The 21,949-nt window shown below is 66.2% G+C and carries 16 protein-coding genes and 2 pseudogenes; 9 read left to right on the forward strand and 9 right to left on the reverse strand.

The annotated features are described in order from the left end of the window. Positions 1–7: 7 nt before the first annotated feature. From Q0K23_RS08995 to selD, 3 genes are all read right to left on the reverse strand, one after another. Complete coding sequence (locus tag Q0K23_RS08995) at positions 8–838, reverse strand: hypothetical protein (RefSeq protein ID WP_294521006.1); 831 nt, start codon at positions 836–838, stop codon at positions 8–10. A 115-nt stretch (positions 839–953) separates the two neighbouring features. Continuing rightward, positions 954–2,333, reverse strand: a complete 1,380-nt coding sequence (locus Q0K23_RS09000; RefSeq protein WP_294521009.1) for an ROK family protein — start codon at positions 2,331–2,333, stop codon at positions 954–956. Positions 2,334–2,474: 141 nt separating this feature from the next. Beyond that, a complete protein-coding gene (gene selD / locus Q0K23_RS09005) occupies positions 2,475–3,524 on the reverse strand; it encodes a selenide, water dikinase SelD (protein WP_294521012.1) in 1,050 nt (349 codons plus the stop codon). 186 nt (positions 3,525–3,710) lie between these two features. On the opposite strand from selD, the gene Q0K23_RS09010 reads away from it, so the two are divergent. Beyond that, complete coding sequence (locus Q0K23_RS09010; protein ID WP_294521015.1) at positions 3,711–4,001, forward strand: hypothetical protein; 291 nt, start codon at positions 3,711–3,713, stop codon at positions 3,999–4,001. Between the two features lie 62 nt (positions 4,002–4,063). On the opposite strand, the pseudogene Q0K23_RS09015 reads toward Q0K23_RS09010, so the two are convergent. Together Q0K23_RS09015 and Q0K23_RS09020 are read right to left on the reverse strand one after the other, a co-directional pair. After that, positions 4,064–5,283: pseudogene (locus Q0K23_RS09015) on the reverse strand (RtcB family protein). A gap of 68 nt (positions 5,284–5,351) precedes the next feature. Further along, entirely contained in the window at positions 5,352–6,827 is a 1,476-nt protein-coding gene (locus Q0K23_RS09020) for a DUF2828 family protein (protein ID WP_294521017.1), read from the reverse strand. Positions 6,828–7,083: 256 nt separating this feature from the next. On the opposite strand from Q0K23_RS09020, the gene Q0K23_RS09025 reads away from it, so the two are divergent. The 4 genes from Q0K23_RS09025 (at position 7,084) to Q0K23_RS09040 (ending at position 11,896) form a co-directional block, all read left to right on the forward strand. Then, positions 7,084–8,316 (forward strand): WYL domain-containing protein, encoded by a 1,233-nt coding sequence (locus Q0K23_RS09025; protein WP_294521021.1) that lies wholly within the window; start codon positions 7,084–7,086, stop codon positions 8,314–8,316. Continuing rightward, positions 8,316–9,293 carry a WYL domain-containing protein gene (locus Q0K23_RS09030; protein WP_294521024.1) on the forward strand — a complete coding sequence of 326 codons (978 nt, stop codon included), beginning with the start codon at positions 8,316–8,318 and terminating at the stop codon, positions 9,291–9,293. The genes Q0K23_RS09025 and Q0K23_RS09030 overlap by 1 nt, the downstream gene beginning before the upstream one ends. A 221-nt stretch (positions 9,294–9,514) precedes the next feature. Further along, the gene (locus tag Q0K23_RS09035) at positions 9,515–11,059 is read left to right on the forward strand and encodes a recombinase family protein (protein WP_294521027.1); all 1,545 of its coding nucleotides are present in this window, start codon (positions 9,515–9,517) and stop codon (positions 11,057–11,059) included. 30 nt (positions 11,060–11,089) lie between these two features. After that, positions 11,090–11,896 carry a hypothetical protein gene (locus tag Q0K23_RS09040; protein WP_294521030.1) on the forward strand — a complete coding sequence of 269 codons (807 nt, stop codon included), beginning with the start codon at positions 11,090–11,092 and terminating at the stop codon, positions 11,894–11,896. 52 nt (positions 11,897–11,948) lie between these two features. On the opposite strand, the gene Q0K23_RS09045 is transcribed toward Q0K23_RS09040, so the two are convergent. Further along, on the reverse strand, positions 11,949–12,998 hold the full coding sequence (locus Q0K23_RS09045) for a hypothetical protein (protein WP_294521033.1): 1,050 nt from the start codon (positions 12,996–12,998) through the stop codon (positions 11,949–11,951). Between the two features lie 2 nt (positions 12,999–13,000). After that, complete coding sequence (locus Q0K23_RS09050; RefSeq protein WP_294521036.1) at positions 13,001–15,034, reverse strand: AAA family ATPase; 2,034 nt, start codon at positions 15,032–15,034, stop codon at positions 13,001–13,003. Between the two features lie 197 nt (positions 15,035–15,231). Here Q0K23_RS09050 and Q0K23_RS09055 point away from each other — a divergent pair, with 197 nt between their 5' ends. The 4 genes from Q0K23_RS09055 to Q0K23_RS09070 all read left to right on the forward strand — a co-directional run bounded on the left by Q0K23_RS09055 (position 15,232) and on the right by Q0K23_RS09070 (position 20,975). Next, a complete protein-coding gene (locus Q0K23_RS09055) occupies positions 15,232–16,023 on the forward strand; it encodes a hypothetical protein (RefSeq protein WP_294521039.1) in 792 nt (263 codons plus the stop codon). Beyond that, positions 16,016–16,606 (forward strand): hypothetical protein, encoded by a 591-nt coding sequence (locus tag Q0K23_RS09060; protein WP_294521041.1) that lies wholly within the window; start codon positions 16,016–16,018, stop codon positions 16,604–16,606. The genes Q0K23_RS09055 and Q0K23_RS09060 overlap by 8 nt, the downstream gene beginning before the upstream one ends. After that, on the forward strand, positions 16,587–19,886 hold the full coding sequence (locus tag Q0K23_RS09065) for a CHAT domain-containing protein (RefSeq protein ID WP_294521044.1): 3,300 nt from the start codon (positions 16,587–16,589) through the stop codon (positions 19,884–19,886). The genes Q0K23_RS09060 and Q0K23_RS09065 overlap by 20 nt, the downstream gene beginning before the upstream one ends. Before the next feature lie 87 nt (positions 19,887–19,973). Further along, the gene (locus tag Q0K23_RS09070) at positions 19,974–20,975 is read left to right on the forward strand and encodes a hypothetical protein (protein WP_294521046.1); all 1,002 of its coding nucleotides are present in this window, start codon (positions 19,974–19,976) and stop codon (positions 20,973–20,975) included. Positions 20,976–21,037: 62 nt separating this feature from the next. Here the strand turns inward: Q0K23_RS09070 and Q0K23_RS09075 are convergent, their stop codons facing one another. Further along, positions 21,038–21,745: a class I SAM-dependent methyltransferase gene (locus tag Q0K23_RS09075; protein ID WP_294521048.1), complete on the reverse strand. Its 708-nt coding sequence runs from the start codon at positions 21,743–21,745 to the stop codon at positions 21,038–21,040. A gap of 93 nt (positions 21,746–21,838) precedes the next feature. Continuing rightward, positions 21,839–21,949, reverse strand: a pseudogene (locus tag Q0K23_RS09080) (glutamate synthase); the annotation flags it as partial.

Genomic DNA, 21,949 nt, shown 5'->3' on the forward strand with positions numbered 1-21,949 from the left:
TGGAAATTCACCCTTCATACCGGATATAGAACGCATAATAGGCCGTGCCGCCGTATCCGCTGACCGTGTCCCAACGGGCGCCCACCTCGTAGACATATCCCCCCGGCTTCAGGGTGATTTTCCCATCTTCCACCGTCACCGGTTCGCCTGCTGTTGTGGGCTCTCCCCAGTATTCGTCGCTCCAGCAGCGGGCGCTGAAAATCTCGTCGGGCATCTGGGCAAACTCCAGCTCCGCCGTGCCCTCCGAAGTCTCCAGAAGAGTGAGCAGCTCCCGGCAGTCCAGCGGATGGGCGCTGTCGGCAAGGGCGTGCTCCACTGTCCCGTCGGCCAGCGTTTTTTCCCACTGGTAGCTCCCCAACAGCGCCTCCATGGCGGTATTGTCGCTCACCACCGTCAGGGCAGGCGGTTTTTCCAGCACCACAACGGCCTCCCCCCTGCCGAGCAGCTCGTTTGCGTAGCGGTTGAGCGCCTCGCAGGGCTCATACTTGGTCCGATAGCCCACCCCGTCTATTACCAGGAAAGGGTTGTAGGCCACCACATCGGTGGTGCTGCCGTCGGCCAGGTGGAGGGTGAAGAGGACGGCCTGGCCGGCGTACTCCGTGTAGGAGTCGTCCCGGCCGTAGATGACCACCTGGTTGAGATAGGACACCAGTTTCTCCAGGTCTGGAATCTCAAGTTCCGTATCCGGCGGGGTGAGCCGCACCGACGCGGACACAACGTCCGCTACCTCCAGGTCCCTGTAGGGCCGCCTTCCTGCCATGGCAGAGGCGGCAAAAACACCGCATCCCACCGCCGCCAGACAGAGCAGCACAATCAGCCAGCGTCCCCATTTTTTCATGTGGGCTCCCCCCTTTTATTCTTCTGTCTGTATAGACGAAAAAGCGGGCCGAAATGTTTCAAGGGTTCAGCATCCTCTGGATGCTGAACCCTTGTTTTTGTCTCTGCTTTTATTGTTATGCCCGGCTGTCCGGCAGGCTGGCGGCGGCGGCGCTCTGGCCGATCTGCCGCACCCGCTCGTCGGGCGCCTGGACGGAGAAGGTGCAGTCGGGGTACTCGTCGGCCAGGACCTGGCGGGCGGTGGACAGGATGATGTCCCCGCCGGCGCCGCCGGCCACACCGCCCATCACCAGGGCGCAGTTCATGTCGTAGAACCGGGTGTACAGGGCCAGGGCGTGGCCCAGGTAGACGCCCAGGTCCCGGTAGACCACCTCCACCGACTTATCGCCCCCGTCCATCCGGCGGCGGAGGGAGGAGAACTTGTCGGCGGCACCGCCCTCGGGCATCTCCAGCCCGGCCATGGCGGCCAGCTTCACCGCGCCCTCCTGGCTCAGGTACTTGACGCCGCAGCCCACGTCGCCACTCCAGTCGTCCCGGGCGGCGTCGGGCTGCACGTCGATGGGGGTGAAGGCCAGCTCGTTGAACCAGCCGGTCACGTTGCCCGCCTTGTCCACGTAGCCGCCCGCCTCGCTGCTGCCCATGGAGATGCCCAGAATGCCGTTCTCGTTCAGGCCCATGGCCCCGGCCAGGGCGGTCACGTCGCCGTCGTTGGCCACGGCAAAGGGGATGTTCTCCCCCAGGCTGGCGGCGGTACGGGGGTAGATGTCCTTGATGGACTTGTCGAAGTCCTCCTTGCCCACGGAGAGGAACAGGCTGGCCACCATGCACCGCTCCCCCACCAGCACGCCGGCGGTGGACACGCCCACGCCGTCCACCCGGGGCAGGTGCCCGGCAGCGGCGCGGAGGGCGGCGGTGATGTGGTCATAGTGGTACTGGGGGGCGCTCTGCTCGCTGGGCCGCCAGGGCATGGTCTCGGAGAACACGCTCTTACCGTCCACCAGGGCGCTCACCTTCAGGTTGCTGGCCCCCGCGTCCAGGCCGATCCGGCAGCCCTCCAGGTGCCGCCCCACCGGGCGGGAGGAGCCCTTCTCCGCCGGGCGGTCGGCGTAACTGCGGCTCTCCACGGTGAAGGGCCGCTCGTAGACCCCCTCCATGAAGTCCCGGTCAAAGTCCCGGCTGCCGCCGTGGGCATAGGCGTCCCTCAGGTACTCCGCCGCCGCCGCGCTGCCGCAGGCGATCAGCTTCCAGCCGCCCCGGGACCAGAGGAGGAATTTGGCCAGCCGGTCCACGTACAGCCGGTCCGCCTGGTCCAGCGCCCCCTCGGTGCGCAGGGCGGTGTTGTACACCGACACCAGGCCGTTCTCCCGCTCCACCGCCAGGGCGAAGGGGTGGGTGGCTCCGCTCTCATAGACCCGGAAGAACCGGGCCAGGGGCACAAAGGTCTTGTCCAGCTCCGGCAGGTGGGTCACCGGCAGTTCCAGTCCTAAAAATTCCATGGAAGCATCCTCCTCTTGTTTGTTGCCTCCAGTTTATCACACCAAACTCCCCGGCGCATTATCCAAACCTGCTCACTTTTTGCACAAAAAGACCGGAGCCTGTGCAAAGCCAGGCTCCGGTCCTTTTCCGCTGCTTTTCCGTCACATGTGGGGCAGCACCCGGACGGTGTACGCCTCCTTGGGCAGCACCTGACCGATGATGGCGCCGGGGATGCCCCGGTCCTTCAGCCGCCGGGCCAGCTCCGCGCCCCGCTCCTCCGGGATGGAGATGAGCAGGCCGCCTGCGGTCTGGGGGTCAAAGAGCAGGTCGGACACCTCCAGCGCCACGGCCTCCTCCACCTTCACCTTGCCCTCCAGATAGCTGCGGTTGCGGTAGGCGCCGCCGGGGATGATGCCCTCCCGGGCCAGCTCCAGCGCGCCGGAGGCCAGGGGGACCTGGTCGGCCCACAGCCGCACCGTCACGCCGCTGCCCTCCGCCAGCTCGTTGACATGGCCCAGCAGGCCGAAGCCGGTGATGTCCGTGCAGGCGCTGGGCTTCAGGGGCAGCATGACCTCCTGGGCCCCCTTGTTCAGGGTGCTCATCAGGTCGATCATCTCTCTGAGCTGCCCGTCGGTCAGCAACTCCGCCTTGGCGGCGGTGGAGAGCACGCCGGTCCCCACGGGCTTGGTCAGCACCAGCAGGTCCCCGGGCTTTGCGCTGCTGTTGGTCAGAATCTCCTCCGGCCGGGCAAAGCCGGTGACGCACAGGCCGTACTTGGGCTCTGTGTCCTCAATGCTGTGCCCTCCGGCGATGACCGCCCCGGCCTCCACCACCTTGTCGGCGCCGCCGGCCAGAATCTCCCGGACGATCTCCAGGTTCAGGCAGGTGGGGAAGCAGAGCAGATTGATGGCCAGGCGGGGCGTGCCCCCCATGGCGTACACGTCGGAAAGGGCGTTGGCCGCCGCGATGCGGCCAAAGCTGCGTGGATCGTCCACTACGGGCGGGAAAAAGTCCGCCGTCTGGATCATGGCGGTATCGTCGTTGATCCGGTAGACGGCAGCGTCGTCGCTGGCGTCAAAACCCACCATCAGCCGCTCATCCGAGCCCTTCGGCAGGTCCGCCAGCAGTTGGCCAAGGACACCCGGTCCTATCTTGGCCCCTCAGCCGCCCGCGGCTGTCATCTTGGTCAGTCTGACCGGTTCTTCGCTCATACCGCGCCTCCTCTCCCCTGTTCCCGGGCCGTCCCGGGAGATATCCCGTTTATTATATCACATCTCACGCCGGGGATAAACTGCAATTTTTCCGTCTCCCTCACCCGCCGCGCCGGTACGGCATAGGCTGGAACTGAGAAGAAATCATCGTTCTTTTCCTATTTTGAATACTGGAGGGTTATCCATATGGCTGCGGAACCGCGTGTACAGTTTTACCTGGGGGCAAACGCCCCCTCCGGCTTCTACTCTCTCTACGACCAGCTCATCGACCCCGACCAGGCCCAGGACGTGATGATCCTCAAGGGCGGCCCGGGCTGCGGCAAGTCCTCCCTCATGCGGAAAGTGGGGGCCGCCATGGAGGAGCAGGGCCTGGCGGTGGAGTACATCCAGTGCTCCGGCGACCCGGACTCCCTGGACGCCGTCATCATCCCCAGCCTGGCCACCGCCATTGTGGATGGTACCGCGCCCCACGGCTGAGCAACTGGAGGACACACAGCGCAGCGGGAGCGCCCGCATGGGCGCTCCCGCTGGGAAAGTCCTCAGTCGGAAGGAATCTTCTCCCCCGCCTTGAAGTTGTAGATGGGACGGATGACGGCCTGAATCTCCGCCGTGGGGCCGATGTTGTCCACAATGGAAGACATATCCTTGTAGGCCATCGGGCACTCATCCAGGGTATCCGGCCCAACCGAGGTGGTGTAAATTCCCTCCATGGCCCGGCGGAACTCCTCCACCGTAAAGGCCTGCCCGGCAGCCCGGCGGCTCATCAGGCGGCCCGCGCCATGGGGCGCGGAGTCTCGTTCCAGTCCTCGTTCCCCCTGCCCACGCAGAGCAGGCTGCCGTCCCGCATGTTGATGGGGATGAGCAGGCGCTCCCCCTTCTTGGCCGATACCGCCCCCTTGCGGAGGATCATGGCGTCGGTGTCAATGTAGTTATGGATGGTGCTGAAGGAGTCGGCCACCGTCAGGCCCAGGCCCCGGACAATCTCGTCCAGGATGGTCCGGCGGTTGAGGAGGGCAAAGCGCTGGGTCAGCTCCATGTCGTGGATGTAGTCGTCAAAGAGGTCCCCCTCCACGTAGGCCATGTCGGGAGAGATGCTCCCGCGGGCGCCCTTCTTGGCCTCCGCCAGGGCGGCCTGGATCTCCCGGAAGCGCCCCTGGGCCTTTAACCCCTCCACCAGCGCCTGGAGCTGCGCCCTGCTGTTGCCGCACAGGACGCGGTAGCCCTCCTCCTGATACCAGCCGGCCACCTGGGTCCCCAGGTGGCGGCTGCCCGAGTGGACCACCAGATAGAGCCTGCCGCTGTCGTCCCGATCCACCTCGATGAAGTGGTTGCCGCCCCCCAGAGTGCCGATGGAGCGGCTGGCCCGGGCGGTGCTGATGTGGTCAAAGCAGCGCAGTTCCTCCAGCCCGATGCGGCTCTGGTTGGAATGGGCCGTCTCCCGGATGTCCATGCCGGAAGGGATGTTGGTCCGGATGAACCGGTCCAGGGCGTCCAGATCCAGGCTGGATTCCTCCAGAATCACCGTCTCCATGCCGCAGCCGATGTCAACGCCCACCATGTTGGGTACCACCTTCCCGTGGAGGGTCATGGTGGTGCCGATGGTGCAGCCCTTGCCCGCGTGGGTGTCCGGCATTATCCGGATGCGGCTGTCCGCCAGGAAGGGCTGGCTGCACATGGCCGTGATCTGCTCCCGAGCCAGGTCGTCCACAGTATCGATAAACACCTTGGCGGTGTTATAGGTTCCTGTAATTTCAATCATGTCTGTATCCTTTCTGTGAAAACGGGGCGGCAGATCCCAGCCGGGATGCGCCGCCCCGCGGTACGCTCTTATGCCGTCAGCTCCCGGTAGCGGGGCGCGCTGAGGGTCTCCCACATGTATGCGTAGGGGGAGAGCTCTCCGCTGGTCACCATCTGGAACAGCCTGGGCGTGCAGCCCGAGACCAGCGCCGCCCCCTGCTCGTTCACGGTGACGGGCTGGTGGAGGTTGCGGCTGGCCACGTTCCAGAACACCACCTGGGGCAAGGCGTAGCCCTTGGCGGCAAAGGACCTGCGGGCCCGCTCAAAGACGGTGACGTCCGCGTTCTCGGTTCCCTGGTCGAACTCCATGTCGGAGATGATATACAGGGTGTCGGGCATATCCGCCTGGTTCATGTGGTACTCCACGGCGGTGTGCAGGAGCAGGTCGAAGACCGCCTGGAGATTGGTGTTGGCACACTCGCTGAAGCTCTCGCAGTACTTCACCTGCTCATAGAGGTCCTTGCCCTTGATCTCCACCAGCCTGGGGCTGCGGGAGAAGGTGATGAAGTGGTTGCGGAAGGCCCCGGTGTTCCGCTGGGCGAAGTAGATGGCCAGGGACAGGGCCACAGCGGCAGGGACAGGATTGGCAAGGTCCCAGTACATGGAGCCCGAGCCGTCGGCCACCACAAGGGCGTTGCCACCGCCGGTGTAGTCGGCCAGGGCGTTCCAGGTGGTGTCCAGGGCGCGGCGCTCCTCTGCGGACATGCCGCTCCCCAGGCTTTCCTCCAGAATGGGCGCAATCACATCGTAGGGGTAGAGGACGCCCGTGTGCAGGGTCTCTTTCCCCTCCCGGACCTGCTCCAGGAAGGCCAGGTAGCGCTCCCCGTCGTTGCGGAGAAAGGCTCGGCGGTACTTGAGCATGGCTCTGGAGGGCTGCTTGGCGTAGTCAAAGGTGTAGTCCCGCTCCCGCAGGTTGTTCTCCAGAATGGCGATCCTGGCGCGCAGGGCGGAGAGGGTCTTGCGGTAGGCGGCCTCGGTCATGCCCAGGCCCTTCACCAGGATTTTGGCGGAGACCAGGGTGTCGGGGCTGCTGGCGTTCACCGAGGGGAGCCACTTGGCCATGAGAGAGACATTTCCCTCTCCGGACTCCAGGGCCGCCGTGTCCCGGGCCAGCTGGGCTTTGATGTACGCGATGGCCGCGTCCCTGCAGGGTGTGTCGAACAGGGAGAGCAGGTCGTCCCAGCGGCCGTACTCGGGGATGTTCTCCAGGTTCCTGACCACCGTCTCGGGGCACAGGCCGGCCAGGGCCTTCAGGATGATGCGGAACACATACCGCTCTCCAAGGCCGCCCCGGACGTCCCGGGCAAAGAAGGCGATCTTCACCGCCGTGTCCCGATCCTCCACCCAGGCCCGGAGAAAGCGGTCCTGAATCTCTTCCCAGGACGCCCCGCGCAGGGCGCCCACGGTGGAAAACAGGTCCAGGCAGTGGCTCATGGTGGTGGAGTAGGCGGCCCCGCCATTTTCCGTGCGGGTGCGGATGGCTTCTCTTTTCAATGCCTCGAGCATGGCGGTACCTCCTAGCGGTTGGGATGGATTACAAGGCACGTCGTGGAGTTGAACCACATAGACCAGTTGGATTGCTGTCTGTGCCTTTCTGCTTACAAGGCGCTATTTGTTCCGGCAGATGTCCAATCGTCGTCAATGGGTTGCTGTCAGCGCCTTTCATGTGCATATCATAATCTGCCGCGCCTGTTTTTTCCTCTCAAAAAAGTTGCGAGGTCGCCCTTTTTGTCGTACACTGTCAAAAAGAGGAGGCGGCGGTATGGCCTATCGTGAGCTGGTAAAGCGGTTTGAATCGGTGCGGGAGTACATGCGGGACTTTCTGGTCTTCGGCTACAGGACCCGGCGGGAGTTTGACGGCAAGAGCGCCCGCACCTATGACAACGAGCGCCGCCGCATTGAGAGCTGGCTGGGGGACGACCTGCGGTGGGAGTACGGCGCCAGGGGCAAGGCGGTGTTCCTGTCCATGGACGCGGCGGAGCTGGTGCGCAACCCGCTGTATCGGGCCTGGCAGTCCAGGAGCTTTACCGACAACGACATCACCCTCCACTTCTGCCTGCTGGACCTGCTCGCCGACGGCGTCCCCCGCCACGCCGAGGAGATCACCGACGCCCTGGCGGCGCGGTACGGCGTCCTCTTCGAGCTGCCCACGGTCCGGCGCAAGCTGAAGGAGTACGGGGAGCTGGGCATCCTGGACCGGCGGAGGCAGGGCCGCGCCCTGTGCTACACCCTCTCCCCCTGTACCCTGGACTCCCTCTTTCCCGACCAGGCCCGGCTGCCCGAGCTGCTGTGCTTTTTCGGGGAGGCCGCGCCCCTCTCGGTGATCGGCAGTTTTCTCTCCAGCCGCCGGGGGGAGGAGGACCGGGGCCTGCGGTTCAAGCACCACTTTATCGTCCACACCCTGGAGGACCAGATGCTGCTCACCGCCCTGGAGGCCATCCGCACCCGGGCCCGGCTGGAGGTGACCAACGTCAGCGGCCGCAGCGGCGTGGAACGGGTGCTCACGGTGGTGCCGGTCAAGATCATGGTCAGCGTCCAGACTGGCCGGCGCTATCTGGCGGCCTGGCTGCCTGAGCGGCGGCGCTTCACCTCCCTGCGGCTGGACTACATCAAGGCTCTCTCCCTCCGCCCCGGGCTGGAGGAGGACGAGGCATGCCGCGCCCTGGCGGAGGAGCGGCTGGCCCACAGCTGGGGCTCGGCCCTCCACAGCAGCGCCCGGCTGGAGCGGTTCTCCATGACCGTGGCCGCCGACGAGGCCAGGGAACCCTACATCATCCAGCGCCTGCGCCGGGAGAGCCGGGGCGGTACGGTGGATCAGGTGGAGCCCGGCCTGTGGCGCTGCACCCGGTACGTATACGATACCAGCGAGCTGATGAACTGGGTCAAAACCTTCATCGGGCGCATTGTGTCCCTGGAGGGGGACAACCAGGGGGTCATCGACCGGTTTTATGATGATATCCGCCGCATGGCGGAGATGTACGGAGGTGAGGGCTGATGGAGCTGTTTTCCGAGGTCTACGGCTGCTACTATGCGGTGGTGGCGGAGATCCTCCGCAGCGCCCCCGTGACCCGGGCCCAGGCGGAGGCCCTGGCGGCAGGGCGGGGCTACGGCGAGAGCGTCCTCCAGCTCATCCCCAAGCTGCTGGACAGCCGCGACTGGCCCCTGCTGGAGGAGCGGGACGGCCTGTTCCACAGCCGTCTGGACCGGCTCCCCGACCTGCCGGTGACCCATCTGGAGCGCTCCTGGCTGAAGGCCCTGCTGGCCGACCCCCGCCTCCGTCTGTTCCTCTCTGACGGGCAGCTCGCCCACCTGGAGGAGGCCCTGTCCGGCGTGGAGCCCCTGTACCGGCAGGAGGATATCGTATACTTTGACCGCTTTCTGGACGGGGACGACTACGCCGACCCGGGTTACAGGCAGCGGTTTCAGGCCATCCTGGCCGCACTGGAGCGCGGAGCCGTGCTCCGCCTGACCTATCAGGCCCCCAAAACCGGCCTCCACACCGGCGACCACCGGCCCCTGCGGCTGGAGTACTCCCCCCGGGACGACAAGTTCCGGGTCTACACGGTCAAGGTGCAGGACTGCGCTTTTCCGTGCTGCTACATTCTCAATCTGGGCCGGATCGTGGATATCTCCCCCTCCGATGCACAGTACAGCGGCGCCTTTGACGTGTCGGAGTGGCGGCGCCGGCACCGCTGCGCCCAGCCCCTGCTCCTGCGGGTCTCCGGCGAGCGCAACGGCGTGGAGCGGTTCATGCTGGAGTTCTCCTCCTACGAAAAACAGAGCGAGTACGACGGAGAGACCGGTGTCTGTACGGTCCGTCTGTGGTACCAGCGGGAGGACGAGACCGAGGTGCTCATCCGGCTGCTGGGCTTCGGCCCGGTGGTGCAGGTGCTGGGCCCGGAGCCCTTCGTGGCCCTGATGCGGGAGCGTGTGGCTAGGCAGGCCGCCCTGCTGCAGCGCGGCAAAAACTGAATCTTTCTCCTGTCGGGAGCCCCGGGCGCTGTGTGCGCCCGGGGCTCACGCTCATACTCCCCGCTGGTTGCTCATAGAGTCCTATGGAATCTATGCGCGGGAGGTATGACAATGCGAAAGACCGTGCTGATACTCACGGAGAAATTTCAGTCCAAAACACCGCCAGACAAGGAGGCTGTCCGGCGGGCGGTGGCCGCCTGGCTGGCCGGAGCCGGGAAGACATGAGCGGGGCGGTGCGCTGCGCCATCTACACCCGGCTGAGCAAGGAGGACGAGGACCGGCAGGGGGATGTCTCGGAGAGCATCCGCAACCAGGAGGCCCTGCTCACCGCCTACGCCGCCGACCGGGGCTGGGAGATCTTCCGGGTCTACCGGGACGAGGACTACTCGGGGGCCGACCGGCTGCGGCCCGACTTCAACCGGATGCTCCGGGACGCCGAGGCTCGCCGGTTCCAGGTCCTGCTGTGCAAGAGCCAGTCCCGGTTCACCCGGGACATGGAACTGGTGGAGAAGTACATCCACGGCCTGTTTCCCCTCTGGGGCATCCGATTCGTGGCGGTGGCCGACAACGCCGACACCCAGGTGCGGGGCAACAAGAAGGCCAGGCAGATCAACGGCCTGGTGAACGAGTGGTATCTGGAGGACCTGTCGGAGAACATCCGCACGGTCTTTGACATGAAGCGGCGGCAGGGGCAGTACATCGGCGGCGCGCCCATCTACGGCTACCGGAAGGACCCGGCCGACCGGCACCGCCTCATGGTGGACCCCGAGGCCGCCGGAGTGGTGCGGCAGATCTTCCGCTGGTCCCTGGAGGGGAAGGGCAAGCAGGAGATCGCCCGGCTGCTCAACGCCAGGGGCATCCCCAACCCCAACCGGTACAAGCTGGAGCGGGGCTGGCCCGGCGTCCCGCCGGGCGCCGACGGGCAGGGGCTGTGGAACAAGACCACGGTGTGGCGCATCCTCCGCAACGAGATGTACACCGGCGTCATGGTCCAGGGCAGGCGGAAAAAGGTGAGCTACAAGTCCAAGGCCCTCATCGACCTGCCCCGGGCCCAGTGGTTCCGGGTGGAAAATACCCACGAGGCCATTGTGGACCGTTCCCTCTTCCAGGCCGTCCAGCAGGGGCTGTCCCTCCGGGCCAGGGGCGGCGGCAGCGGCACGCCCCACCCCCTGGCCGGGCTGGTGAAGTGCATGGACTGCGGCGCCTCCATGAGCCGGACCACCAACGTGCGGCAGGGCAAGGCGGGGCCGTCCTACCTCCGGTGCGGGCGGTACGCCGACGGCGGCGGCTGCACCCGCCACGCCGTCCGCCTGGACCGCCTAGTGGAGCTGGTGGCGGAGCAGGTCCGCCGGTATGTGGACCTCTGCTGTCCGCCGGAGGCCCTGCCCCTCCTCCCGGCGGCCCCGCCGGAGACAGAGGCGCTGGAGCGGGAACGGCGGGCCCTGTCCGCCAGGCTGGCCAAGACCAGTCAGGCCCTGAAGACCCTCTACCTGGACAGGGTGGAGGGCCTTGTGGGACCGGAGCAATTCCGGGCGCTGAACCAGTCCTTTCTGGACGAGCAGGCCGGGCTGGAGGAACGGCTGGCCCGGCTGGAGGCTCCGCCCTGTCCCGAAAGCAGGGCGGATGCCTCAGACCGGGCCGGAGAACTGCTGAAGCTGGAGCAGCTGCCCCGGGGACTGGCGGCGCTGCTGATCGAGAAGGTGGAGGTGGGAGAGCGGAACCGGGAGACCGGCGAGCAGCAGGTCCGGATCACCTGGAAGTTCTGACGGAATCATCGGGTTGTTGCCCGCGCCCATGTGGTGGAACCAAAGCTGCCCGGTGCGGTGGAGCGCTACGTCAATCTGGGGGCCTGCTACGACCGGGCAGGGCTCCAGGCGGTGCGGGCCGAGCTGACGACCTGCATGAAGGGCTACAAGGGCTGCTACCAGCGGGCCTACCGGTGCCTGACGGCGGCGGCCCAGATCGGCGAGGATATGCGGGCGGCCCTCATCACCCCCGCTGTAGAGGCCAGACTGGCCAAGAGGACCCGCGGCATCCTGGCCCGTGAGGTGAAGAAGAGCGGAAAGGAGCCGGGGAAAGCGGTGCAGCGGTTCCTGGGGGCCATCACCTGGAAGGGGCCGCTGTGCAACTTTGAAACGGTAGACGCCCTGTGCCGCCGGGTCTATGAGCTCTCCGACAGCTATGGCCTGGCCCACATCATGCTCACCCATCTGGCCGCCGGGGCCATGGCGGCGGGGTACGACGTGATCCTCTGCCCCTCCCCCATGTGGCCCGACCGGATCGAGCACCTGCTCATTCCCTCCCTGTCCCTGGCCTTTGTCACCAGCACCCCCGCCCTGCCCTACGGCAAGCGGCCCTACCGCCGCCTGCGGCTGGATGCCATGGCGGATCAGGAGGTCATACGGCACCTGCGGGCCAGACTGCGGTTCTCCCGAAAGGTCTCGGCCGCCCTGGTGGAGGAGGCGGTGGACTCCCTGGCCCAGGCCAAGGCCATGCACGACGAGCTGGAGTCCCTCTACAACCCCAATGTGGACTTCGACCAGGTCTACCGCACCGCCGGGGAGATCATCGACCAGCTGAAGGCCCGGCTGCCCGTCACCTGACAAAGCGGGTCCGGACGCGCCTGATGACGCGTTCGGACCCGCTTCTCTCTTTTTACTCCTTGCCGGCCAGCTCCTCCGCCAGGTACAGGTAGTACTCCGCCCGGTACGCTGCGTGATCCCGGGCGTCCCGCTCCAGGTCCTGATTGTAGTAGTCCATGCCCTCGGTCTGGTAGTGCTCCGTCTCCTCGATGTACTCCGGTATCCGCCGGAAGGCCAGCAGGCCGCGGTACTCCGTCTCCAGGGCCGTGTAGCACTCCACCAGGCACTGCTGGTAGTGGTGGTATGCCTCGTGGAGCACCGCGTCCACGCACTCCGCCGCCGACGCCTGGTTCAGCAGCTGGAGATCCATCGTGATGGTGCTCTTCTCCCAGTCGTACTGTCCCACCGTATAGCCCCCCAGGTAGGCGCCGTGAAGAGGCGGCACATCCGGCGTGCCCAGATAGGCGCTCTCCGCCTGCACCACCACCCCCAGCACATCCAGCCGCTCCTGCTCGTCCAGCTCCGCCCAGAGCTCCTCGTTGAGGCAGACCAGCCTGTTCTCGTCCACCTCCACGCCGTTTTCGGTCCTCTCCACGCTGTCCGCCGTCAGGACCGGGATGCCGAACAGGCCGTTGCTCACCACGGTGACCAGCGCCCCGAAGCAGCACACCAGCGCTGCCAGACGTCCACGGGAGACGAAAAACCGGAGCCGACTGCGGACGAGCTCCCACCAGGACCAGTGCCGCGGCGCCGGGGTCAGGATGCTGGACAGGGCCAGCCCCGCCAGAAGGAGGCACAGCACGATCAGTACCGCCAGCCACTTCCAGCCCCAGTAGGGCCGCACGCAGCAGAAGGAGTAGATGGCAAAGGGCAGGGCGGCGTTGGCCAGGGCGGTGGAGTAGCGGCGCTGCCGGGCGGAGGTGGCCAGATAGCACACCACCTCCGCCGCGGCCACCAGGATCACCAGCAGCCGGACGGACGCGCCCAGCTCCAGCTGCTCCCCGGTAATGGGGCTGACGAACCGGCAGGGTCCCATCCGCCAGAAGGCGAAGAGAAAGACGCCGCTCATAAGCGCCGTGTCCCACAGGAAGGCCAGGTAGCCCTCCTCGTTCCGGTCCCGCATGGTCACTCCTCCTTTTCCCTGTTTTTCAGCGCGGCAGGCAGGCTGGACGCCGCCGCCTCCAGCAGCATGGACAGGTTGGCCGCCTCCACTACCCGGATGTCCCGGCCGCTCCGGTACTGGTACAGCTTGGCACCCGTCCCCGCGGCGGCGTACACCGTGGTGACGCCGCTGGCCTCTAGGGCGTCCAGGTAGGCATCGGCGCTGATGTCGTCAAAGTAGGTATTGCCGTACAGATCGCAGCTGCCCAGAAAGGCGCAGTCCGGCCCGAAGTCCCGCCCTGTCAGGGCGGAGAGAATGGCCGCCGCCGCGGCCACGCCCAGGGAATTGCCGCAGGCGTCGTCCACGTTCTGGGACACAAAGAGCACCACGTCCATCACCCTGGACCGCACATCCCGCTGCAGCACCCGGCGCACAAACTCATAGGCCACCTGGCAGCTCTCCTTCAGCTCCTCTCTGTGGACGCCGATGAGCCTCAGGCTGCCGCTGCCCGGCCGGACAGCGGCCTGGATGGGAAAGCACTTCACGCCGTGCTCCCCGCGGAAGACCCCGTTCACCATGCCGGGGTAGAACACCATAGTCCGCTCCACGCACCGCTCCGGGCCCAGGACGCTGCGGAGCATGGCCAGGTCGCAGCAGATGTCCTCCTCCCCCGACTCCCGCCGGTAGAGATAACGGGAGAGCAGCTTTTCGGCGTACTGCTCCAGGTCGCGGGCACCCGGCTCGGTGGCGTAGCGGGTACAGAGGACCTCCAGGGCCTGGGGCGTCATGGTGAACTCCCCCTGCGCTATCCCCATCCGCCCGGTCAGCTTGGGCAGGGTGTAGCGGGAGAAGATCTCCTTCTTCTCCGCGCCGCTGTACCCGGGGATGGAAATTCGGAGGAACCGGTCCCGGATGGGGCGGCTGATGTCGCCCAGCTCATTGCAGGTGCCCACAAAGAAGATGCCCCGGGTGGGGATGGCCACGTCCATGAAGGTGTCGGTGAAGCCGGTGCCGTCCAGCAGGGTGAGCAGGGCGTCGGCCGGGTTACCCTTGCCGTTGCCGCCGCCCGCCTTGTCCAGCTCGTTGATGACCATGATCACGTTGGCGCTCCTGGCCGCGTAGAGCTGCTGCATGATCCGGCCGGGGCGGCCGTTGCTGTAGATACGGGAGGAGCCGGTCAGGTCCTCGACGTCCCGGATGGTGGACATGTCCAGCACCACCATGGGCAGGCGGAAGATGCGGGCCCACGCCTTGGCGATGGAGGTCTTGCCCACGCCGGCGGGGCCGTCCAGCAGCAGGCCCCAGGAGGGCATGGTGCCCGTCCGCTTCATCTGGGCCAGCACCTCCAGCATGCGCTGCTTCACCGGCTCCAGGCCGTAGAAGGTGCTGTCCATGATCTGCCGGGCCTCCTCCAGGCTGGGCAGGTCCAGGGTGCGGACGTTCCAGTTGATGTTCAGGGCGTAGGTCAGGGCGCGGACGGCGTGCTGCCGCTCCCGCTCGGTCCCGCTCCAGACCTTCTCGCACTGGTCCAGGGTCCGCTCCGCCCAGGCGCGGATCTCCGGCGGGTAGCCCTCGCCGCACACCCGCAGCAGCAGCTTCAGCTCCTCTTCCGTCTGGAACTCCTCCTGGCCGTCCTGTACGGTCAGATCCTGCTCCGCCGTCTCAATGCCCAGATGCCGGAGCATGGCGTTCAGCCTGGCCAGGCTCAGGTTGGTCTTCTTCTCGCCGATGAAGAGGGTCGGCATGGAGCTGCCCGGGCCTCCGGGGTCCAGGCCCCAGACCTGGAACATGTCGGGGTCCATCCTGTCACGCCTTCCGGTGAGCAGCATGGTCTCCTTCTTCTCCGCCAGCCAGAGCAGCAGGGCCCGCAGCCGGGGCTCCTTCAGCTCCACATGCATGGCCTCCCCGCCATACCGGTTGCTGTGGAATACAAAGCCCAGCTCCCCGTCCTCCTCCACAAATCTCCCCACCAGATTCTGGATGCGCCTGTTTACCAGAGCCTCGGGCAGGCACACGGCGATCAGACTGCGCTTTTCTCCCTTGTCTGTCTTTTTCACGGTAGTTCCTCCTCCCGTCCGTCTGTTCCGTTCAAGGGGAAAAACGCTGCAAAAAGCCGATTATCACGGCAGAAAAAAGTTTTTTTCTGGGGCCCGACGCCTTGCCCTCTGTATTCCTCTTCTGTATAATATAGGATATTCCCTCTCCTGTCCAACGGTAGAACGGGATCCATCTGGCAAAAAAGGAGTGATGACGGATGGAATTTGGATCTCAGAACTTTTTCAACCGGCTCAAGGCCGGCGTGACTGCCGGCGACCCGGACGTCTATGTGGACCTGAACGACATGGTGGACCGCTCTGTCAGATACCTGGTCAGCGCTCAGGTGAACGCCTCCGATGTGGAAGACGTGCTCCAGGAGATCAAAATCACAGTCTGGCGGCAGATGAGCTTTTTTCTCCAGTCCTCGGCCGACAACACCCCCTCCCAGCGGAACGCCTGGCTGATCAAGGTGACCAAGAGCCGGATCAACGACTTCCGCCGCAAGAATTACGTGAACCGCCCCCAGCAGCTTGAGGACGGCGACACCTCCGGCGGCGGCACGCCCCCCGAGCCCCACCCCGACCTGTCCTCCCTCTTGACCGCGGAGCAGCAGATCAACTACGAGCGCTGCTGCCGGGCCATCTCCCACATCTGCAATCTGGACATGGCCCCCGACCGGCTGCTGGCCTGCCTCTACAACGGCGTTCTCATCCCCGCCGCCTCCACCGGCGGCGCCCGGAAAAAAGGGGACCCGTCGGCCATCCTCCGCCGCTTCTCCGGCCAGCCTCTGTCCGCGCTCCGGGCCGCTCTGTGGCGCGAGCTGCGCCAGCTGCTCATCCTTCCGCCGCCGGAAGGCCTCCTGGCGCCCCTGGACCGGAAGCTGGCAGGCGGCGCGGCGGACACGCCTTTCCAGCTGACCGCAAGGGAGATCACCCTTGTCACCAGCAGGAGCAGGACCTCGGTCAAAAAGAGCCGCAACGAAATTCTGGGAGGTACCCTCGATGAGTGAACATATCACACTGGAAGAGCTCTTCGCCTTTGTCTACGACGACAGCATGGGCCCCGAGGCCATGGCCCGGGCCGCCCGGGTCAACGCCCATCTGATGGCCTGTCCCGCCTGCCAGGACGCCTGCCGGGCCCTGATGGACCTGCGGGAATCGGCGGACGGGCTGGCCTTCCGCGGCGCCGCCACGGACCGGCCCGGCGTGGCGGACCGCCTGCTGGAGGGCGCCGCCTGGTTCCGCCTGCGGGTCCAGGACGCGGCCCGGAAGCTGCTGCTGGACGCCGCCCGGTTCGGCGAGTGCGACTTCGGCCACCCCATCCCCGTGGGGGCCCGCTCGGCGGGAGGCGGCTGCGCCGCCATGGACCGGCTGGTGGACAATGAGAACAGCTGCAACCAGTTTGCCGTACGGGACGGCGCACTCACCGTCCGGCTGGACGCGGAGGAGGTGTCCTCCCTCCGTCCCACGGCGGTGCTCCTGCGGGAGGACGGCTCCCCCGCCGCCATCCAGGAGATGGTCCTGGACGGCCAGGCGTGGACCGCGGAATTCCACGGCGTGGAGGACGGCTCCTATGAACTTGCCGTCCTCTGACCCCCTCTCCCCCGGCCGCCTGGCCGCCCTGCGGGATGACGCGCTGGCCCGCGGCCAGGACCATGCCGCCCTTCTGTTCCAGCTCCACCTGCTGGCGCTGGAGCCCGTGCCGGAGGAGCGGGACCGCCTGCTCTTCCTGCTTCCGGAGCCCCTCCGGCAGCTGGCGGAAGCCCCCGCCTGCGCCGGCATGCTGCTGCGCCTCTTCTCCGGCAGCCCGGAACCCTGGGACCCATCCTCCTTCTCCTTCGGCACCGCCGCCCTGATGGAGACCGCCCTCCTCCTGCGGGAGGAGGCGGAGCACTTCTCCCCCCAGGCGGCCGAGGCCCTGGCACACCGCATCAATCAGACCATCTGGGACCTCTACGGCGAGAACTCCTATGTGTACGAGATGCTCCTGCTCTACGAGATCGTCTACTACTACCAGGGCCAGCCGGGAGCGCCGGTCATCCCGCTCTACCGGGACGCCCTGGAGCCCTGTCTTGACACGCTGGCTCAGATCGACGGAGCCAGCGTGTCTGATCTTCTGCTCATCGTGGCCGCCCTCCTCCGGGAGGACAAGGCCCGACTGCCCGAGGCGCGGACCCTGCTGGAGCGGTGCGTTGTCCTCCGGCAGGCCTGTTTTGAGGAGCGCAGCCCCTTTCTGATGGCGGCCCGCGGGAGTCTGATGGACCTGTGCTACGCCATGGGGGACGCCGACGGCGCCCTGGAGGAGAGCCGCATCCTGCTGCGCCAGCCGGAGAACGACCTCACCCGGCCCATCCTCTGCCACACCTGCCTTCTGGCTGCCGATATCCTGCTGGACCGGCTGGATACCGCCGGTGTGGCGGACCATCTGCGCCGGACCGGGGCACTGCTGCGGCAGCTGCCCGCGGAGGCGGACCCGGACCGGCGTCTGCGCTTCCGGCTGCACACCGCCTGGGCCCGCTACTATTTTTCCAGCGCGGAGGAGCCCTCCGGCCTGAGCCGGATGGAGCTCCACGCCAAGCAGGCCTATCTGCTGGCCCGGCAGGAGAAATACGGCGGCGAGGACGTCCTGGTGGCCATCAACAACCTGCTCTACCCTCTGGCCTACTCCTCCCAGGACAGGGAGGCCGTCCGGTTGGTCCGTGAGGCGGCCGGGCTGATAGACGCGGAGGGGCTGCACCATACCCGGGCAGCCGCCATCGTGGGCGTCACCGCCCGCCTGTTCGGCCTGGAGTCCCTGCTCCCCCGGGAGATGGCCCGCTCCCTCAGCAGCTTCTCCCTCTCGGAGAACGACACCGTGCTCCGCTTCTGGTCCCTCTTTGACGGGGCCTATTCCCAGCTTCAGGACGCCCAGCCCTCCGGGGCCCGGCTGGACCAGCTCGCCGCCGCGCTGGACCGCTGTCAGGCGCTGCTCAACCGGCTCCGCCCCGGCGTGACCTCCGCCTCCATCGCCCTCAAGCGGGCCAGGGCCCTCCTCTCCCTCCGCCAGGGGAGGGGCGACGCCGCCCGGCAGTGGACCCTCTCCGCCCTGGAGGACGCCCGGAACCACCCGGGGCTCCACCCCCAGGGCATGCTCTTCGGCACCGCCCTGCCCCTGCTGCCCTTTCTGCCCGACCTGCTGGACAGTGCCTCTCTCCAGGCCCTGCTGGACGAGCTGGCTGGCGGCATGGCCGACCGAATCCGCCGCATCCTGGACTGCCGGGATGAGGAGTATATCCTCAACTCCCTGTGGTCCAACACGGTAATTGTCAACTTCACCCTGGCCCTGGCCGATCAAGGTGTCATCGCCTGGGGCGCGGACCGGCTCTACGAGCTCATCATCAACGGGAAGTCCATCTACTCCCGGTTGCTGCGCATCAGCCGCAGGCGGCGGGAGTCCCACCCGGAGGACGCCCCCATCTACCGCAGGATCGACAGCCTCCGCTCGGACATTATGGACGGAAAAGTGGAAAAACTGCTCCGGGGCGTCTCCCGGGACCTGTCCGGCCCGGAGGAGGAAAAACGGCTGCTGGAGCTCTCCCTGAAGGGGGACCTGCCCGGGGCCTTCCAGTGGATCACCTGCGGGGAGATCGGCCACCGCCTGCCGCCCGGCGCCGTGCTGCTGGACTACTACGCCTACCCGGCCAACCGCTCCGGCCAGCTCCTGCCGGAGGATATGCGGTACGCGGTCTTTGCGCTCTTCCGCCGGGAGGATGGGACCCTCCGCCTGCGCCGCCTGCCCTCCGTGGATTTTCTCCAGGTGCGGCGCAGCCTCCTGTCCCTGACCGGCGGCCCGTCCGCTGAGCGTGAGGGCTGCTGCCGGGCCCTGTACCGGCTGCTGTTTCAGCCGGCGGAGCCCTTTATCGGCCCGGAGGTCCGCACCCTCTTCCTCTCCCCGGACGGAGATCTGCCCAAGCTGCCCTTCGGCCTTCTACAGCCGGAGCGGGATACCTTTCTCTGCGACTGGTACAGCCTGATCTACCTGGAGAGCGCCCGGGACCTGAAGGCGGATCAGGCCATCGACCCGGTGGGACGGGAGGCCCTGGTGATGGGCAACCCGGACTTCTCCCTCACCCCGGTGGACCCGGCCCAGGTCCCGCCCGGTCTGGCGGGCAATCTGGTGGACAAGGTGCCCTTCACCAAACTGGAGGCCCAGATGGTGGCGGAGAAGACCGGCACTGTCCCGCTGATGCGGCGAAAGGCGGACAAGCACGCCCTCCAGGACTGCCGGGCCTCCATCATCCATATCGCCACCCACGGGGCCTTTTTCAGCGGCGGTGAGGACGGCAGCGGGGCGTATGAATACGCCTCCAATCCCATGGGCCGGGCCTGCCTGTACTTTGCCGGCGCCAACGACTGGCTCCTGACCGGCCGGCAGGACCCGGTGCTGGGCAACGGCGTGCTCACCGCCGAGGAGCTGTGCCACTGCCGGATGTCCCCGCCCGATCTGGTGGTCCTGTCCGCCTGCTTCAGCGGCATGGGGGACATGCGCCAGGGCAACGGCATCGTGGGGCTCCAGACCGCCTTCAAGGTCCAGGGCGCCAGGGCCATGCTCCTGTCCATCTGGGAGGCCGACGACTTCGCCTCTCTGGTGCTGATGGACCGGTTTTATGACAATCTTGTCTCCATGCCCGCCGGCCAGGCCCTCCGGAACGCCCAGCGCTACCTGCGCACGGTCACCATCGGTGCGCTGGACGAAGCCGGATGGTTCGACCCCCGCCGTCTCCGCCGCATCGGCCTGGTGGCGGAGGACATGCGCAGAATGTCCCGGCTCAGCCCCGCGCACCGGCCCTTTGCCTCTCTTCGCTGCTGGGGCGGCTACATCCTCTACGAATAATGTTTTTTCCGGCCCTGCCGTGACAATCTCCTCCCTGCTCCGTTTTATTGGGTGTATGAGCCCAATACAGAGCAGGGAGGATTTTTTATGGAACACATTTCTTTTTTCTCCTCAGACGGACAGCCCCAATCCCCCGAGAGGCCCGGCGCTGTGGGGCTGGACGCCGGGGAGGTTTTCCCCGTCCACTCCGCCACGAAGGAGGACGAGGATATTGACGAGGATATTATGGACTGGCTGCTGGATGGAGCATACAGCTCCGATGAGGAGGCCGATGTGGATGCAGAGGATGACGAGGAGGAAGAGGACGACCTCAGCTGGAGAGACAACATTGACGCGGCCATTGATGCGTCGATAGAGGACAGGGAGGCCGCCATCCACTGGAAGAACAAGGTCAACGATGCCCTGGATGAGTGGGAGGTGGACGGGGAGGACAACATTGACGACATGGATCTCGAGGCGCTTCTCGAGATGCTGTCCCGCCATGAGGACCAGCGCAAGGCCCTTCTCCGGCGGGTGCAGTCCGAGCTCCGGGAGGAGCTCAACCGCCGCGGATACCGCTATATCGAGGGGGAGATGACCCATTACAGCGAGGGACACAGGAAAAGCGAGCCGGCCTTTTTCGTCCTATCCACCCACTTTGACCTGTCCATCACGCTGGAAGACCGGCCTCACTGCTGTGTGCGGTTCAAGGTGACGTTTCCCATTCTCTGCGGGCCGGAGATGGCGCCGGCCCTGTTGATGCGCCTCGCCGAGTTCAACAAGGCCATGCGCTACTTCAGCTGGAACTATGACTCCAGCGACCATGCCATCACCCTGCGGGAGACCATCCCCTTCTGGGATGAGGAGCTGTCCCGCAAGGTGCTGAGCACACTGATGGGCTGTGTGCTCTACCTGCCCCTGATGGCCTTTCCCGAGTTGGAGTGGCTGTCCACCGGTATCATCACCACTAAGGTAGACGCCCAGCAGCTGGAAAAGATGCGGGAATTTCTCCAGCGGCTGGAGAGCGGCGGCCCCTGCCTGTCCCCCCGCGCACTCCAGCGCCTGCGGGACGGGCTGGCGTCCACCAAGCCTTATGAAGGAAAAATCTGATTTTTGGTGCAAAAAGGCCGGACAGCTGTGCTGTCCGGCCCTTTTATGGGTTCTGGGAAAAATCAGGCCTTTCTGCCCACGTAGACCAGCTGAGTGCAGCGCTGGATGCCGGTGCGCTCATACCGCTCTTGGATGCTCTTGGCCTCGGCCAGCAGCTGCTCGTACTCCGGCTTGCCCGCGGCCTTCTTCTCCACGGCGGAGGCCAGCTTGGCGGTCTTGCCCGCCAGCTTCTTGTCCATCTCGGGCTCCTCCAGCAGGTCCACCGTCTTCACGTCGGTGAGCGGCAGAGAGCTGAGGATATCGACGATCTCCTGCCGGTTCCAGGTGGGACGCTGGAAGCCGCCGGAGAGCATGTCCAGCTTGGCCTCCAGGCTGTGCTGGAGGAAGTGGGTCTGCTGGGCCTCGTTCTGGTTGTCCGAGTACATCTCGTTGACCAGGAACCAGCCGCCGGGCTTGAGCACCCGCAGCATCTCCTGCAGCACCGCGTTGTAATCCTCAATGTGGTGCAGGGTGTTGGAGATGGCCACCAGCTCAAAGGTGTCGTCGGGGAAATCCATGTGGGCGCCGTCGCCCTGGACAAAGGTGATCCCCTTGCCGCCGTTCTTCTCCTTGGCCTCCTCCACAGTCTTGGGGTCGCACTCCAGGCCGATGACCTCGGAGCCCTCCGGCATGGCCTCCACCAGGGTAAAGGCAAACTCACCGAACCGGGTGCCCACATCCAGGGCCTTGCCCGGCTTCAGGCCGGGCAGATATTCTTTCAGATGCAGCATGACTGCGATATCCTTCTTTCTGGCTGTTCTTCATTCTCCGGGCGGCAGGCGGCGTGGAGAGAGCACGCCGCCTGCCCGCCGTTGTATTCTGTCTTACTTGGACAGGTAGGCGTTGATCTGCTCGGCACCCTTCTTGCCCGCGCCCATGGCCAGGATGACCGTGGCCGCGCCGGTCACCGCGTCGCCGCCGGCGAACACGCCCTC

The organism is uncultured Pseudoflavonifractor sp. (assembly GCF_944387275.1).
Taxonomy (GTDB): Bacteria; Bacillota; Clostridia; order Oscillospirales; family Oscillospiraceae; genus Pseudoflavonifractor; species Pseudoflavonifractor intestinihominis.